The sequence below is a fragment of the Saccharomonospora sp. NPDC046836 genome, from assembly GCF_040645195.1.
Taxonomy (GTDB): domain Bacteria; phylum Actinomycetota; class Actinomycetes; order Mycobacteriales; family Pseudonocardiaceae; genus Prauserella_A.
In genome coordinates this window covers 87,148-103,157 of the sequence record NZ_JBEYXW010000019.1, presented here as the reverse complement: position 1 = coordinate 103,157, position 16,010 = coordinate 87,148, and the positions used below count along the sequence as shown (strand labels likewise).

9 protein-coding genes are annotated in these 16,010 nt (G+C 71.2%); 6 read left to right on the top strand and 3 right to left on the bottom strand.

Going from position 1 to position 16,010, the window contains the following annotated elements:
• Positions 1–114 precede the first annotated feature (114 nt).
• Positions 115–2,916 (top strand): PQQ-dependent sugar dehydrogenase, encoded by a 2,802-nt coding sequence (locus ABZ863_RS21630; protein ID WP_358538502.1) that lies wholly within the window; start codon positions 115–117, stop codon positions 2,914–2,916.
• Here ABZ863_RS21630 and ABZ863_RS21625 read toward each other — a convergent pair.
• On the bottom strand, positions 2,870–3,946 hold the full coding sequence (locus tag ABZ863_RS21625; RefSeq protein ID WP_358538420.1) for an asparaginase: 1,077 nt from the start codon (positions 3,944–3,946) through the stop codon (positions 2,870–2,872). The two genes, ABZ863_RS21630 and ABZ863_RS21625, sit on opposite strands and share 47 nt — an antisense overlap.
• 127 nt (positions 3,947–4,073) lie before the next feature.
• On the opposite strand from ABZ863_RS21625, the gene ABZ863_RS21620 reads away from it, so the two are divergent.
• Positions 4,074–5,096: a substrate-binding domain-containing protein gene (locus ABZ863_RS21620; protein WP_358538417.1), complete on the top strand. Its 1,023-nt coding sequence runs from the start codon at positions 4,074–4,076 to the stop codon at positions 5,094–5,096.
• Positions 5,097–5,152: 56 nt separating this feature from the next.
• On the opposite strand, the gene ABZ863_RS21615 is transcribed toward ABZ863_RS21620, so the two are convergent.
• Together ABZ863_RS21615 and ABZ863_RS21610 are read right to left on the bottom strand one after the other, a co-directional pair.
• A complete protein-coding gene (locus ABZ863_RS21615; protein ID WP_358538415.1) occupies positions 5,153–7,582 on the bottom strand; it encodes a helix-turn-helix transcriptional regulator in 2,430 nt (809 codons plus the stop codon).
• Positions 7,579–8,787: an Hsp70 family protein gene (locus ABZ863_RS21610; protein ID WP_358538412.1), complete on the bottom strand. Its 1,209-nt coding sequence runs from the start codon at positions 8,785–8,787 to the stop codon at positions 7,579–7,581. The genes ABZ863_RS21615 and ABZ863_RS21610 overlap by 4 nt, the downstream gene beginning before the upstream one ends.
• A 209-nt stretch (positions 8,788–8,996) precedes the next feature.
• Here ABZ863_RS21610 and ABZ863_RS21605 point away from each other — a divergent pair, with 209 nt between their 5' ends.
• From ABZ863_RS21605 to ABZ863_RS21590, 4 genes are all read left to right on the top strand, one after another.
• Positions 8,997–10,274: an IniB N-terminal domain-containing protein gene (locus tag ABZ863_RS21605; protein ID WP_358538410.1), complete on the top strand. Its 1,278-nt coding sequence runs from the start codon at positions 8,997–8,999 to the stop codon at positions 10,272–10,274.
• Positions 10,275–10,372: 98 nt separating this feature from the next.
• Positions 10,373–12,178 carry a dynamin family protein gene (locus ABZ863_RS21600; RefSeq protein WP_358538408.1) on the top strand — a complete coding sequence of 602 codons (1,806 nt, stop codon included), beginning with the start codon at positions 10,373–10,375 and terminating at the stop codon, positions 12,176–12,178.
• Positions 12,175–13,413, top strand: a complete 1,239-nt coding sequence (locus ABZ863_RS21595) for a GTPase domain-containing protein (protein WP_358538406.1) — start codon at positions 12,175–12,177, stop codon at positions 13,411–13,413. The genes ABZ863_RS21600 and ABZ863_RS21595 overlap by 4 nt, the downstream gene beginning before the upstream one ends.
• A gap of 84 nt (positions 13,414–13,497) precedes the next feature.
• Positions 13,498–15,888, top strand: coding sequence for an endonuclease/exonuclease/phosphatase family protein (locus ABZ863_RS21590; protein ID WP_358538404.1), 2,391 nt, complete (start codon positions 13,498–13,500; stop codon positions 15,886–15,888).
• The last annotated feature ends 122 nt before the right edge of the window (positions 15,889–16,010 follow it).

Here is a 16,010-nt window from a genome sequence, read left to right as displayed (position 1 = left end):
TGTGTGATCACGGTCATGTTACATCGCTCGGCTGAGTGAAACACATTCACACGATCGGGCGAAATGGTTGGCATGTCGCTCGCAGGGAAGCGTTTACTCCATCGCGCGTTCGCGATGGTGGGTGCCGGACTGATCACGGTGGGCTTGATCGCCGCCACCCCGCCCGAGGAAGCGTCCGCCGCACCGGTACTGCCGGCGGGTTTCGTACTCCGCGACCAGGCCAGCGGCCAGATCGCCGGCGATCTCACCGACTTCGCTTACCTTCCGGACGGCAGCCTGCTCAGCGCGGGCAAGAAGGGCAAGCTCGCGTGGGTCTCCGCGGACGGCTCCCGCACCAAGACCGTGCAGACGCTGCCGGTCCACCCGGAGCAGGATCTCGGCCTCGTCGGTCTCGCGGTCGCGCCGGACTTCGAGACCTCGCGAACCATCTACCTGTCCCGCTCGGTGCCCACGTCCGGTGGTTTCGTGCTGCGGCTGGCGAGCTGGACCGTCACGGGAACCGGTGAACCGACCGGCCTCGCCGACGAGCGGACGATCCTGCAGCTTCCCGGCGAGTCGATTGTCCACGCCATCTGGGGCATCGTGGCGGCCGCCGACGGCACTCTGTGGGTCGGCATCGGCGATCAGTCCCGTTACGACGGAGCGGACCCCGCCGCGTTCCGTGCGCTGGACGTCAACCAGCCGCTCGGCAAGATCCTGCACCTCCTGCCGAACGGCAACGGCGTGCCGGGCAACCCGTACTACGACGCCGCGACCCCGGGCTCCACGCGCAGCAAGGTCTTCGCCTCCGGATTCCGCAGCCCGTTCCGCTTGTCTCTTGATCCGCGCACTGGTCTGCCCATTGTCGGCGACGTCGGCCACCGGACCTGGGAGGAGATCAACGTGGTCCAGCCCGGCCGCAGCTACGGCTGGCCGTGCTGGGAGGGCAACGTCGCCACACCGCTGTCGACCTACCCCAACGATCCGCGCTGCGCCACCGTTTCCAACGCCGCACCGCTCGTGGCCTACAAGCACGGCAGCGCGGCGGATCAGGGCGCGAGCGTCACCGGTGGCGTGTTCTACACCGGCACGAGCTACCCCGAGCCGTACCAGGGCGCCTACTTCTACGGCGACTACGCGGCGAAAAAGATCTGGACGGTGCGCTTCGACACGCAGGGCAAGCTCACGCGCGGCCCGGAGAACCCGCCGTTCGGCACCGGCATCGGTGCCCCGGTGAAGTTCGTGAACGGTCCCGGTGGCGACATCGTCTACGCCGACATCGCCACCGGCAGGCTCCAGCGGCTCAGCTACGCACCCGGCAACTCCGCGCCGATCGCGCGGGCCGTCAGCAGCACCGATCCGGCTACGCGCACTGTCACCTTCGACGGCTCCGGCTCGATCGACTTCGACGGCGACCAACTGCGCTACGACTGGGACTTCGGTGACGGGCAGACGGGTTCGGGCGTCCGGGTGTCGCACACCTACGCCGCGGGTACCGACCGGTTCACCGCGCGTCTGACGGTGTCCGACGATCTCGGTGCCGGCAGCACGGCCGACATCACGGTCGTGCCAGGGAACTACGCACCCGTCATCACCTCCCGGACCCCGGAGGGGCGGACGTTCGCGGTCCACGAGCCGGTCACGGTGACGGTCGACGCGACCGACGCCGAGGACGGTCCGCTCGACGTGCAGTGGGAGAGCACCATGGTGCACTGCGGTGACGTGACGACCTGTCACGACCATCCGGGCGAGGGCGGGGCAGGGCCGACGTTCACCATGCCGTTCCCGGATCACCAGGACACCTGGCTGGAGCTCACCGCAACGGCCACCGACAGCGAAGGTGTGTCCACGAGCTACACCTACAAGGCATTGCCGAGGGAGCACCGCGTCACGCTGACGAGCAACGTGCCCGCAGCTGTCCAGATGCCGCTGGAGGACACCGGCGGAAGCACCGCGATGGTCACCGAGGGTGCGACACTCGAGATCGTCGCCGCGGCGACCGCCACCGACGGCCAGTCCACCTTCACGCGCTGGTCCGACGGTTCCACCGAGCGCACGCGCACGCTCACGATGGGATCGAGCGACCTGACGCTGCACGCCGAGTACACGACACCGGTTGCCAAGCGGTACAACGCCGATCCCACGCTGCGGCAGAAGCTCGGCGCGCCGGCCGGGCCGGAGGTCGTCGACGGTGGCCTGTACTACCAGACCTACGAGAACGGTCGGCTGTACTGGTCGGCCGCGACGGGAACCAAGGCGGTCTACGGCTCGATCTACCAGCGCTACCTCGCGCTCGGCGGGCACGCCACATTCGGCCCGCCGACCACGGACGAGCTGGGCACACCGGACGGCAGGGGCAGGTACAACCACTTCGTCGGTGTGACCCCGGGCTACCCGGCCTCGATCTACTGGACCTCCTCGACCGGTTCGCATGCGATCTACGGCGGGATCCGGCAGCGGTGGGCGGCACTGGGCTGGGAGCGTGGTCCGCTCGGCTACCCCACGACGGATGAGCTGGTGACGCCGGACGGGAAGGGCCGGTACAACCACTTCTCGAAGGGTGCCTCGATCTACTGGACCGCTGCGACCGGTGCACATGGGATCTGGGGCGGGATCCGGCAGCGCTGGGCCGCACTGGGCTGGGAGCGTAGTCCGCTCGGGTATCCGTCGACCGATGAGCAGACGACGCCCGATGGGAGGGGCCGGTACAACCACTTCTCGAAGGGCGGCTCGATCTACTGGACCGGCGCGACCGGTGCGCAGGGGATCTACGGCGCGATCCGGCAGCGGTGGGCCGCGCTTGGCTGGGAACGTTCCTACCTCGGCTACCCGACGAGCAGTGAGTACTCGGTACCCGGTGGACGGCGGAACAACTTCCAGCGCGGCTACATCAAGTGGACCGCCGCGACCGGCGCGGTGATCGATCGCCGTTACTGACGGGGGAGCTGCCGGGCACGCACGACGTGCCCGGCACGCACCCGCTGTCCGAAGTCGGTGCACTTCGGATGCGCAGCTGTTCGGCGGCCTGCACCGGATCGCGGTAGCAGCCGAGTAGTGCGGTGAGCAGCACGCGTGCCTGCGAGGGGCGCAGGTTGCCGGTGGGCACGGCCCCCGCCTTGACGAGGTCGAGGCCGCCGCCGTTGCCGTACAGCTCGACGACCGGGCCCGCGTGCACGCGGGTGGACAGCGCGACCACCACGCCACGTGCCGTGAGCCGCGCGACCGCGTCGCGAATCTCGGGATTGGCGTTGCCCGCGCCGGTGGTCTCCAGCACGATCCCCGTGGCCCCCGCCCCCGCCCCCGCCACCGCGTCGAGCGCCACCGTGTCGGCGCCGGGGTAACAGGCCACGACGTCGACGCGAACGCCGTCGAGGTCGAGATCGGCCAACCGCAGTGGGGGTAACCGGTCGGGTTTCGCCATGAACTCGACGGTGCCCGCGGTGATGCGGCCGATCGCGCCGGCGTCCGGAGCCGAGAACGCGGCAGCGGCCACCGTGTGTGTCTTGCGGGTGCCGCGAGCGGCGAAGACCTGGCCGTCGAAGGTGATCAGCACTCCGCGGTCGCGCGCCGCGGTGGCGGTGGCGACCGTGATGGCGTCCACGAGGTTGCGTGGGCCGTCGCTGTCCGGAGCGTCGGCAGGCCGCTGCGCGCCGGTGAACACGACGGGCCGCGCATCGGCGTGGAACAGCTCGGTGAGGAAGGCGGTCTCCTCCATGCTGTCGGTGCCGTGGGTGACGACGACCCCGAGCACGTCGTCGCTGGTGAGGGCCTCCTGGACGGCGCGCGCCACCTCGCGCATGTCCGCCGGGGTGAGCAGGTAGCTGCCGAGGCAGAACACGTCGACCCCGTCGATGGCAACCCCTGGCTGGGCCGGGAGGCGTTCGAGCAGCGCGCTCACGCCGTCGTGCGCGACACCACGCTGGGTGGCGATGGTTCCGCCGGTGGAGAGAACGGCGACCTTGCGCACTCGATGACCTCCTCGTGAACGGCGCGCCCAAACGTTTGGGTAGCATGCATGCAGAGTCGGAGTGCGTCAAATAACTCGCTGTTACGATCCTCGAAATCGGACCGGAGGGGGAGGCGAAGCGATCACAGTGAGCGCCGACAAGTCCGCCCCGGTGACGCTCCGCATGCTCGCCGACCGGCTGGGACTACACGTCTCGACGGTGTCCCGTGTCCTGCACGCGAAGCCCGACGAGAGCCACCGCGCGGCATCCAGCGCGACTGTCGAGCGGATTCGCAAGCTGGCCGATGAGCTCGGCTACCGCCCGAACCCGCACGCGACGAGCCTACGGACGCAACGCAGCAACCTGGTCGGTGTGCTGGTTCCCCGGCTCTCCGACATCGTGCTCGCGACGATCTACGAGGGCATCGAGGAGGCGGCGGGCGAGCGAGGGTTGTCGACGTTCGTCACCAACACCCGCGACGTCCCGGAGTTTCAGCGTGCCCGCACGGAGATGGTGCTCGCGCGCCGGGTCGACGGCATGATCTTCGGCGACGCCTACGTGGATGCGACCTTCCTCGACGCCGTCGCAGCTCGGGGTGTGCCCTTCGTGCTCGTCAGCCGCAGGGCCGGCGATTTCCCGTCCGTGACCTGCGACGACTACCTCGGCGGCCGGATGATCGGCGAGCACCTGCTGAGCCTTGGCCACACCGACGTCGCGGTCGTCGCCGGTGAGCCGTATGCCAGCACCGGTATCGATCGCTCGCAGGGGTTCCTCGACGCCTACGCCGAGGCCGGCATCGACCTCCCGCCACATCGCGTAACCCAGTCGCGGTTCGACGCGCGTGGCGGGCATGCGGCTACTGAGCAGCTGCTGGCCGCGGGCAGCCCTCCGACGGCGATCTTCGCGGTCAACGACTTCGCCGCCATCGGCGCACTCGGTGCCCTGCGCGACCATGGTCTGCGGGCGGGAACGGACATCGCGGTGGCGGGCTTCAACGACACCCCGCTTGCCGCCGAGTTGCCGGTGCCGCTCACCACGGTGCGCTCGCCCATGCACGAGATGGGCCGCCGCGGGCTCGACCTGCTGGCCCGGTTGCTGCAGGGCGAGGAGGTCAAGTCCGAACGCCTGCGCCCCGAACTCGTCATCCGCGCCTCGACCACAGGGCAGTGAGACGCTCCCCAAGGCCACCTTGGTGCGTTGAACGCAACCAAGGTGGCCTTGGGGGCTCAGCGTGGCGGGCGGTTGGCGAGCAGGGTGCGCAGCTGGGCGAGCAGTTCGCCGCGGCTGGTGGCGCCGAGCCGCTGGCGCATCCGTGCCATGTGGTGCTCGACGGTCTTCGCCGAGATGAACAGCTGATCGCCCACCTGCTTGTACGTCATGCCTGCGATGACGAGCTCGGCCACCTGCGCCTCCCGGTCGCTGAGCTTCGGCGTGCCGCCGGGGTCGGTGACCGCGTCACCCGGTTCCCTGCCCTGCAGCTGCCGCGCGCAGTCGAGTAATGCCACCATCGCCGCGCGGTCGGTGGTGCGGATCGCGGCCTGGCCTGCCAGCCGCGCACCGTCCCACCACAAGCCCGCCGCGTGCAGGTTCCTCGCGGCCGTCGTGGCGCGGTCGGCGTCGACATCGCCCGCGATCACCTCGAGCCAGCACTCCGCCGCCGCCGCGAGCACCGCGTGGAAGGGGCTGTGCCCGGCGGCGCCGGTCAGCGCGGCCACGTGCTGGTGTGCATCGGTGTGCTGCTCGGCCATGATCGCCGCATGCAGCCCGCTCCAGTGCAATGGTGTCGTCCACAGTGGAGGGTTGCCCAGCGCGGCAAGGAGGTCCCGCGCCTGCCGCAGGTGGTGGGCAAGGCGGTCGCGGTCGCCGAGCCTTGCCGCGGCCACGGCCAGTTCGCCGAACGGCAGCAGGGTGAACAGGTCGACCGGGTGCCGGATGACGGCGTCGCACGCCGCGCCCCAGATCGTCCGCAGCCCGGCGAGGTCGCTGGCGCGGCGGGCCAGCCCGGCACGTAGGCCCGCGGCGAACAGCCAGTCGCGCGGGGGCAGCTCCCCGCCGGCTTCATCGAGCCGTTCGGCGGCGAGTTCGGTGTTACCGCGCAACATGGCCAGCCAGGCCAGCAACAGCCGGTGTCGCGGCTGCAGGGCAGGACCGCCAGTGCCAGCCGCGATGGCGCGGTGCAGCAGGGTCTCGGCGATGCCGAGCTCCCCGCTGTGAATGCCGATGAGTGCGCCCACGGCCGCGGGACTGTCGGGCAGCAGCACCGCGCGCCCGACCGGTTCCAGCATCTCGGCCGCACTGACCACAGTAGACAGTGCGGCCGTCGGCGGGCCGGTCACCGATTCAAGCAGCCCCTCCACCATGGCCGACATCGCGCTGGACAGCAGTGTCGGCGGTTCGTCGCCGCCCGCAGGATCGGCGAGTAACTGCCTGGCTTCGCCGAGCTCTCCGGTTCCGAGTAAGCCCATTGATGCGTACACAGTGGACAACCCGGTACCCGACCAGCGGAAGAGATGCGTGCCACGGGCGAGCTGTCCCCGGTACAGCAGTGCGGTTCCGGCAATGCGCGCGCAGTCCTGCCGCTCGGGCGCCTGCGCGTCGGCGATCACCTGGTCGGCCAGCCGAGCCGCCGTGTCGAGGTCGCCCGCACGCGCGGCGACCTCGGCCCACCGCGCGCCGACGCTTCTCGCCGGGGCGCCTGCCGCCACGGCAGCCTCGAACAGTTGTGCCGCCAGTGCCGGATCGGCGCCGGTTGCTTCGCTCGCGGCGGCCTGGAACGCCGCCGCGGGCTCGCTGCCTGTGAGCCCACTGCCGAGCAACGGTCGTACCAATGGCAGTACGGGGCCGCGGCGCTCCAGCTGGAGGTGCACGAGCTGCTGGCAGACGGTGAGCCTGCGGTCGGTGGGCACCAACGCGGTCAGTGCCCTGCGCACGATGGGCAGCAGCGTGCCGTCGTGGCTGAGCAGGCCGCTCGCTCGCGCCTCGTCGACCACCTCGGCGATGTCCTCGCGGCGACGGCCGAGCAGGCCGGCGAGCAGGCCCGCGTCGAGCCCGGCACCTGCCTCGACCGCCAGCAGCAGGAGCAGCGTGTCGGCGGGAAGCTTGTCGAGTTCGGGGCGGAACCGCGTGAGTGCGGCGGTGCGCACCTCGGTCGTGGAGCCGAGGGCGTCGGCGAGGCGCGTGACGAAACCAGGAACACCACCCGTTTCCGCATGGACGAACTCGGCAAGCCGATCGGTCGCCGCCTTCCCCAGCACGGCCGCGATCCGGCCACGGTCCAGTGGCCGCAACACGATCTGCCCGTGTAGCTGTGCCAGTACCGCCGAGAGTTCCGGTGCGCGTGGCCACGGCCGGGCGGCGATCACCAGGCCGGTGCCGTTGGCGGCGAGCTGACGCAGGGCGGCGAGCCTGGCGCCGTCGAGTGTGTGCGCGTCGTCGACGAGGACGAGCGCCGAGTCGCGGTCGTGCTCCCCGAAGCGGGCCACCGTGATACCCGACTCGGCACATCCGCGGGCGAGTTGGCCGAGCAGCGCGGTCTTGCCAAACCCGCCAGGTGCCACGATCGCCAGCCTCGGAGGCGCGAGCCGCCCGCTCGTGACGGCCGCGCACAACTCACGGGTCGGCTCGTCCAGTACCGGGGCGATCTGGCCGGCTATCAACGGTCCTCGTCTCGTTCGGTGCTTGCCCTTCGGCCCAGCGCGAACCTGCGGCGCGGCGGCTCCAGCGGGGTGATCTCGACCGGCGGGCGCGCCGGGGGTGGTTCGAGATCGGCGCCCCCTCCGTACACGGCGGGCAGGTCGTGCCCGGTCGTGATGAGCGAGCTCGACGTGCTCGCCGGGGCCGGTGCGGTCGCGACACGCGGCCGCGCGGCGAGGGCGGCGCCACGGCACAGCGCGGTGCCGGGGTCGTCGCCGATCACCACAGGGCACGGCAGCACGGCCTCGGCGAGCTCCCGGACCAGCGGGATCCGGGCCGTGCCGCCCACCACGAGAGCGCCGGCCAACTGTTCAGCGGCCACTGTGGACACCAGCCGTTCGAATGCGGCGACCACCACCTCGAGCACCGGTCGCGCCAGCTCTTCGAACTCGGCGCGGGTGAGGCGCAGGTCGCCGAACACGGTGGTCTCGCCGACCTGCGAGAGCCGTTCCTTGGCCGACGTGCACGCGGCCCGCAGGCGTGCCATCGCGCCCGTGTCCTGCCGGTCGATGCTCGCCCGTTCGAGCACGTGCTGCACGAGCAGTTCGTCGAGGTGCGCGCCGGCAGCCAGCTCGGGCGGCTCGGTGTGGGCGAGGAGTTCGAACCCGCGTGGTCCCCGGCGTAGCAACGCGGTCTCGACGTGTGTGCCGCCGATCCGGCACACCGCGAGCGTGGCTCCCACAGCGACCTCGGCGTGGCTCTCGGCCGCCGCGATCGGGCTCGGCAGCGCCAGCACACCGGGCAGCTGAGCCTGGTCCAGCGCCTCGTGCAGCAGGCCGCGCCGGTAGCCACCCCAGCCGGGCGGGTGGGTCACCACGATCCGCTCGGCGTCGGCACCCTCGGAGTCGGCCACCCGGTCGGCGACGAGGGCGAGCAGGCCCGCGGCGAGCGTCTCCGCGGGATAGGTCAGCTCGCCGAGTACGAACGGCACCGTGTCACCGATTCGGCGCAGCGGGCTGCGCGCGATGCGTTCAGGTTCGGCGGCGGCGCGGTGCAGCGCGGCCTGGCCAGCACGTAGTTCCCCGTCGGGCGAGACGTGCAGAACCGACTCGAGCCACGGCTCCTCGAGGGGGACGACCTCCGGCTCCCCCCAGGGGCCGGTCCCCGATCGGCACACCGCGGCGGTCGTCCGCGTCGCGCCGAGGTGGACACCCAGGACATAACGCATGATCCGCGGTTCCTCACGTTCTTCTCGACTGACCTGCCAGCGGCCGCCCCTTTCGTACCAAAGCCGCGTGCGGGGGTGTGATCCCCTAATCCCCTAACGCCGCCCCCCGAACGCTGCACGGGCAAGGGGGAGCGATCCCCGATGCCCGTCTGCGCCGGAGCGCATACCGTTCGCCGCCGGAGAGGTTCCCACCGCAGAAGGAGAGTTCGTTGATCCACGAGGAGCAGACCCTGCACGACTTCGTGCTGAACCTGCTGAACGACGCGACCGCGCGGTCCGCGTTCGGCGAGGACCCCACGCAGGCACTCGAGTCGGCGGGCCTCGGCGACGTCACCGCGCAGGACGTGCAGGAAGTGGTCCCGCTCGTCATGGACTACAGCGGCCAGCTTCCCGCGCTCGACTCGGTGCCCGCGGGCCTGGGTGAGCTGCCTGCAGGCGCCGAGGGCATCGAGGGTGCCATCGCACAGCTGCAGAGTGTCGCCGACGCGGCCGGTGAGCAGCGTTCCGATGTGGACGCGTTCAGCGGCGTCGGTGAAATCACCGGCGAGTTCAGCGAGGACGGGGTCAACCTCGGCTCCAGCACCGACTCGGCCGCGGGCCACTTCGCCGCCATGGGCGGCGCGGGCCTGGAGAGCGCCGGCGGCGCCGCGGCTCTCGACGGCGACCTGGCGAGCGCGGGCGGTCTGCTCGACGCGGGCGTGAACGGCGTCACCGGCAAGGTCGGCGTCGGGTCGGAGCAGGGCTCGGTCGCGGCCTTCAGCACCGGTGGCAGCGACGGGGTCGAGGGTGGTGCTGCCATCTCCGGCGGCGACGCCGGTGTCGAGACCACCGCGGTCGGTTCGCTCGACTCCATCGCCGCAGGTGGTTCGGTCGACACGCCGCTCGGCGTTTACGGCGCCGAGGTGTTCGGCGACCCCACCACCCCCGGTGTGCCCGACTTCGCCACCACGGGTGACCTCGCGGGTGCGCTCGACTCCGACGCGCTCGCCCGCAGCAGCGACCCCGCTGCCAGCACACTCGCGACCTTCGTGACCTCGGACGGCGCCGCGCTCGGCGGCCTTGCCCCGGTGGCGTTGCCTGCCGTCCCGGCGGTGCCTGAGCTGGGCTCGCTGCCGGTGGACGTGCCCGCCGGCCTGCCGACTGGCGTCCCCGCCGGGCTGCCCGTCGACGTCCCCGTCGACCTGCCCGCCGCGCAGCTGCCCGAGCTGGGTTCGCTGCCGGTGGACGTGCCTGCCGACCTCCCGGCGGACCTGCCCACCGACCTCCCGGTCGACCTGCCGACGGACCTGCCGGTCTCGTTGCCCGACCTGCCGGTGGCCAACCCGCTGCCCGCACCGCAGGACCTGCCCGCCGCGATCGGGCAGGGCATCGAGCAGGGCCCGATTACGGACGGCGTCGAGGCCAGCCCGCTCGGCGACATCGCAGGCGCCGCCGGCGATCTGCCGATCAGCGCGCCGCAGGTCGGTGACCTGGACCTCGGTCTCTGATCGAAGATCCACATCTCGGAGTGGTAACAGGCTGGGCTCGTGGGAATCACGGGCCCAGTCTTTGCTGCGGAGAGTGATCGAGGCACACTCTCCGTTCGATGACGCCTTCGCCCTGGCTCGACGTACTGGATGACACCATCCGGGCGTGTGGCGTGCATGCCAGGACCGACCTGGTCGACCGGCTGCGCACGCGGCGTGCCGAACTCGGGCGCGCCGGCGTCCGAGTGCTCGTGCTCGGCGGCCCGGGCCAGGGCAAGAGCCAGCTGATCAACGGCCTCGTCAACGCCCCCGTGTGCGCGGTCGGCGACGACGTGACGACGGCGGTTCCCGCGATCGTCCAGCATTCCCCGGCCCCGTCGGGAGCCATCGTCACCGACGACGGTCCGCGGCGCGGCATCGAGTCGCCGGGGCGTGTGCCGGTGGCCGTCGAGTCGGTCACCGCGCGCGCCAACCGCCACGCCGGTGCCATCCGTGCCGAGGTGGGTCTGCCCCGCAAACTGCTGGAGCCAGGTCTCGCGCTCATCGACTCCCCGCCGGTCGGTTCCCCCGTGGCGCAGCACACCCACCGCACGCTGGCCGCACTCGCGCAGGCCGATGCCGTGCTGCTCGTCACCGATGCGACCAGCGAGCTCTCCGCGGCCGAGCTCGATCTGCTCGGCAGGGTGGTGCGGCTGTGCCCGACGGTGGTCGTGGTGCTCACCAAGATCGACCTCGCGCCGGGCTGGCGGGAGATCGCCGAGCGCACCCGCGAGCGGCTGGTGCGCGATGGGCTCCCGGCCACTGTGCTCCCTGTGTCGGCGTCGCTGCGGCTGGCCGCTGCCCGCACCGGCGACGCGGTGCTCAACGAGGAGTCCGGCTACGCCCCGCTCGTGCGTTACCTGCACCAGGACCTCATGGGACACGTCGAGGTGCTGCGCCGGCGCTCGGTGGCGGCGCTCGTGCACCTGACCGTCGAGCAGCTCGCCACACCCCTGCGGGAGCAGCTCACCGAGCTGCGATCGGCTGGCACCGACGAGCTGACCATGCGCTGGCGGGCGGCGGGCAGGCGGCTGGAGGAGCTGCAGCGGGAGTCCACCCGCTGGCAGACCGTGCTGTCCGACGAGGTCGCCGACCTCATCGCCGATCTCGACTTCGACCTGCGTGACCGGACCCGTCGCATCGCGCGGGAGGCCGACGAGTACTTCGACGTCGCCGATCCGGCGCGGGACTGGCCGGAGTTCGAGCAGTGGTTGCGCGACAACCTCGAGGCCGTCGCGAAGACGAACTCCGGCTGGCTTCTCGACCGGTTCGAGTGGATTGCCCGCAAGATCGCAACCTACGTCGCCCCGCGCGGCTCGGAAGGGCTTCCGGAGGCGCTGCTCGCCGGGGCGCCCCGGGACCACATCGGCGACCTGCGCATGCCGGCCGTCGAGCGGTTCGGTGTCGGGCAGAAGCTCTTCGTCGGCATGCGAGGTTCCTACAGCGGCCTGCTCATGTTCGGGCTCGCGACAACACTCGCCGGGATGCCGTTGATCAACCCGATCTCGCTCGGTGCAGGCGCGGCCTTCGGCGCCAAGAGCGTGTTCGAGGAGCGCGGCAACCGGCTGAAACGGCGGCAGGCGGCGGCGAAGACGGCCACGCACCGGCATGTCGACGACTTCTTCCTCACCTACGGCAAGGAGAGCAAGGACACCGTCCGGCTGATCCACCGCGAGCTACGCGATCGCTGCACAGCTGTCGCGCACGAGCTGCGTACCGAGATCACCGACACGGCCAAGCGCATCAAGCAGGTCATCGACGCCGAGACCGCCGAGCGGGGTGCCAGGGCTCGGGAGGTCGCGCGGCGAATCGAGGAGCTGAACCTGCTGTACCGGCGCGGGCATGCGCTCGCAGGCGCCGCCGAGCCGCGTGGGCTGACGGCGTGACCCTGCCCGAGCAGGCCTGGTCACTGCTCAACCGGGCGCTCGAGGCCTATGTAGACAGTCCGCGGGCGGCGAACTGGCTGCGCGGACAGCTCGCGCGCTTCACCGAACCGGTGCGCCTCGCGGTCGTCGGGCCGCGCGGAAGCGGGAAGTCGACGCTGGTGAACGCGCTTGCGGGGGAGACCGTCGCCGGTGCGGGCGGTGGGCGCTACCACCTACCCGCCGGCCGCTCGCAGCCCGAGCTGGTCCTGCTGGACACCCCGCCCTACCACGCGGACCCGGCCGCGGTCGAGCGGATGTGTCTGGACGCCGATGCCGTCCTGCAGCTCACCGCGCACCCGCACAGTGCCGACCTTTCGCTGCTTCGTGCGCTGCAGGACCATCCCATCGCCGGCGTGGCGCCGGTGAACGCGCTCGTCGTGTTGTCGAGGGCGGACGAGCTCGGCGGTGGCCGGGTCGACGCGATCGTCTCGGCCCGGCAGGTCGCGCGCAGGCACAGGCGCGGCAACGTGCTGAGCAGCCTGTGCCAGGACGTCGTGCCGGTTGCCGCGCTGGCCGCCTGCGCGGGACGAACGCTCACCGAGGCCGAGTTCGACCTGCTCGCCGGACTGGTCGCCGCGGACAAGGCAGAGCTGGACGCGCTGCTGCTGTCGGCGGACCGCTTCGCCGCCGATCCCGAGCGCGCCCGGCTGCTTGTCCGGTTTGGACTCTTCGGCGTCCGGCTCGCGATCACGCTGGTGCGGCGTGGAGCCGACACGCGGCCTGCACTGGCCGCGCAGCTGTTGCAGCGCAGCGGCTTCACCGACCTACGCGACGCGATCTCCGGGTACTTCACCGACCGGCGGGAGGTGCTCAAGGCCCGTTCTGCCCTCATTGGACTGGAAGTGGTGCTGCGACGGGAACCGCGCCCGGCCGCCGCACCGCTCGTCGCCGAGCTGGAGCAGGTGCTCGCCGGTGCACACGAGTTCGCGGAACTACGCGTGCTCGCGGCACTGCGTACCGGGCGGGCGCGGTTGCCGGACGAACTCCGTGAAGAGGCGTTGCGGCTGGTCGGGGCGTACGGCACCGATGCGGCGGAGCGGTTGGGGGACACGGGCGTGCCACCGCGGCAGCTCGCCATGAGCGCGCTAGGTCTGTGGCAGGAGTATGCGGAGAATCCGGTACTCGGCGCCGCCGAGCGGCAGGCGGCCGCTGTTGTGGTGCGCAGCTGTGCGGCGCTCGCGCTCACGACGGGGTAAGGACGGGCCGTCGATACCTAACAGTGACCCGCCGGAAACGAGGAAACCCCCTCCCCGTTCACCCAATTGGGCAAGGATGCGCCGGTGACTTCACTGATAGGTAACACCCGCCGCGTCCTTGCGGCGACCACCGTCGCCGCGGTGGGCGGGCTGGCCCTGGTCGTCGCGCCCGCCACCGCGGCGCCGAGCACCGGACCGGTCATCGCCGAGGTGTACGGCGGCGGCGGCAACTCCGGCGCGACCCTGACCCAGGACTTCATCGAGCTGGCGACCATCGGCACCGCGCCGGCCGACCTGGCCGGGATGAGCGTTCAGTACCTGCCCGGATCGCCGAGCGCGAGCAGCCGCTGGCAGGCAACCCCGCTGTCCGGTGCCATCGTGCCCGGCAGCCGCTACCTCGTCGCGGAGGCGAAGGGCTCCGGCGGCACGGTCGCGCTGCCGGAGCCGGATGCGAGCGGCTCGATTGCGATGGCCGCTGCCTCCGGCACCGTCGCGCTCGTGACCGGCGCGACCCCGCTGACCTGCCTCACGGCCGCGGACTGCGCCGCCGACTCCCGGATCGTCGACCTCGTCGGCTACGGCAGCGCGGTGGTGCGCGAGACCAGCCCGGCGCCGGCCGCGAGCAACACCACGTCGGTCGCCCGCACCACATTGGTCGACACCGACGACAACTCCGCCGACTTCGCAGCAGGCGAGCCGACCCCGCTCAACTCCGCGGGTGAGGGCCCCGGTGGTCCGGCCACTGAACCGCTGGACACCCGTATCCACGACGTACAGGGCACCACGCGGTTGTCGCCGCTGACCGGCAAGGCCGTTCGGGTCCCCGGCATCGTCACCGCGATCAGAGCGTTCGGCTCGGCCCGCGGCTTCTGGCTGCAGGACCCCGAACCCGACAACGACCCTCGCACCAGCGAGGGTCTTTTCGTGTTCACCGGCTCCGTGACCCCCTCGGTCGCGGTCGGCGACGCGGTCACCGTTGCGGGCACCGTCGCCGAGTACCGGCCTTCCTCGGGCTACCAGACGACCACGCAGCTCACCGGCGCCACGTGGACCACGTCCTCGCGCGGCAACGAGCTGCCCGAGGCGGTCGTGATCACCGAGGACACCGTGCCGGGCGAGTTCGTCGCGCAGCCGGGCGGCAGCATCGAGGCGCTGCCGCTGCAGCCCGAGAAGTACTCGCTCGACTTCTGGGAGGCCCACGAGGGCGAGCTCGTCAGTGTCGCCGACGTCCGCACGGTCAGCCGCAGCACGGACTACAACGAGGTGTTCGTCACCACGAAGCCCAATGAGCGCCCCAGCGTCCGCGGCGGTGCGATGTACCTGGGCTACGACCAGACCAATACCGGCATCGTCAAGATCGAGTCGCTGATCCCGTTCTCGCAGCGCCCGTTCCCGCAGGCCAACGTGGGTGACGTGCTCACGGGCATCACCTCCGGTCCGGTCGAATACGACCAGTTCGGCGGCTACACCGTGATGGCATCGGTGCTCGGCGAGGTCAAGGACAACGGTCTGAAGCGTGAGGTCACCCGTAAGCAGTGGGGCGGCGAGCTCGCGGTGGCCACGTACAACGTGGAGAACCTGTCGGCGCTCGACGAGCAGGCCAAGTTCGATGAGCTCGCCGGCGGCATCGTCGACCACCTGGCCTCGCCGGACGTCGTGACGCTGGAGGAGATCCAGGACAACAACGGCCCGTCCGGTGTGAACGACGGTGTCGTCGCGGCCGACGAGACGCTGAACCGTTTCGTGGCGGCGATCGTGGCCGCTGGTGGGCCGCGCTACGAGTGGCGCCAGATCGACCCGCAGGACCTGACCGACGGTGGCCAGCCCGGCGGCAACATCCGGGTCGGGTTCCTGTTCAACCCGGCGCGCGTGTCGTTTGTGGACCGTCCGGGTGGCGATGCCACGACCGCGGTCGAGGTGGTCGGCAAGCGGGGCAAGCCGCAGCTGTCCGTCTCGCCCGGCCGGGTCGACCCCACCAACCCCGCCTGGGAGGACAGCCGCAAACCGCTCGTCGGCGAGTTCGTCTTCAAGGGCCGCACCGTGTTCGTCGTGGCGAACCACTTCGCGTCCAAGGGCGGCGACCAGGCTGTGCACGGCATCAACCAGCCGCCGACGCGCAGCTCGGAGGTGCAGCGGCTCGAACAGGCCAAGGTACTGCGGACGTTCGTCGACAAGCTGCTCGCGGCCGATCCTGGTGCGAACATCGTGGTGGCCGGTGACCTGAACGACTTCCAGTTCTCACCGACGCTGCGGACCCTCACCGAGGGTGGGGCGCTCACGGCGCTGATCGACACACTGCCGGAGAACCAGCGGTACAGCTACGTCTACGACGGCAGCTCGCAGGTGCTCGACCACCTGCTGGTGTCGCGTTCGCTGCGCAAGGTGGACTACGACGTGGTGCACATCAACGCCGAGTTCGCCCAGCAGGCCAGCGACCACGACCCGCAGGTGGTGCGGTTCCAGCCGGCCAACTGACCTGCCCCACCGCGAGTCCCCCACTCAGGCGCGCGAGTCCCCCACTCCAGCGCCCGAGTTGCCCACTCAGGACCGCGAGTTGCCCGCTCCGGTTCGATAAAGGTCCCCAAAGGGCGGGGGAA

Bases quoted from the DNA above. Each gene is read 5' to 3' on its own strand.
- ABZ863_RS21610 (WP_358538412.1), bottom strand. From the start codon at position 8,787: ATGCGTTATGTCCTGGGTGTCCACCTCGGCGCGACGCGGACGACCGCC.
- ABZ863_RS21630 (WP_358538502.1), top strand. From the start codon at position 115: ATGGTGGGTGCCGGACTGATCACGGTGGGCTTGATCGCCGCCACCCCG.
- ABZ863_RS21600 (WP_358538408.1), top strand. From the start codon at position 10,373: ATGACGCCTTCGCCCTGGCTCGACGTACTGGATGACACCATCCGGGCG.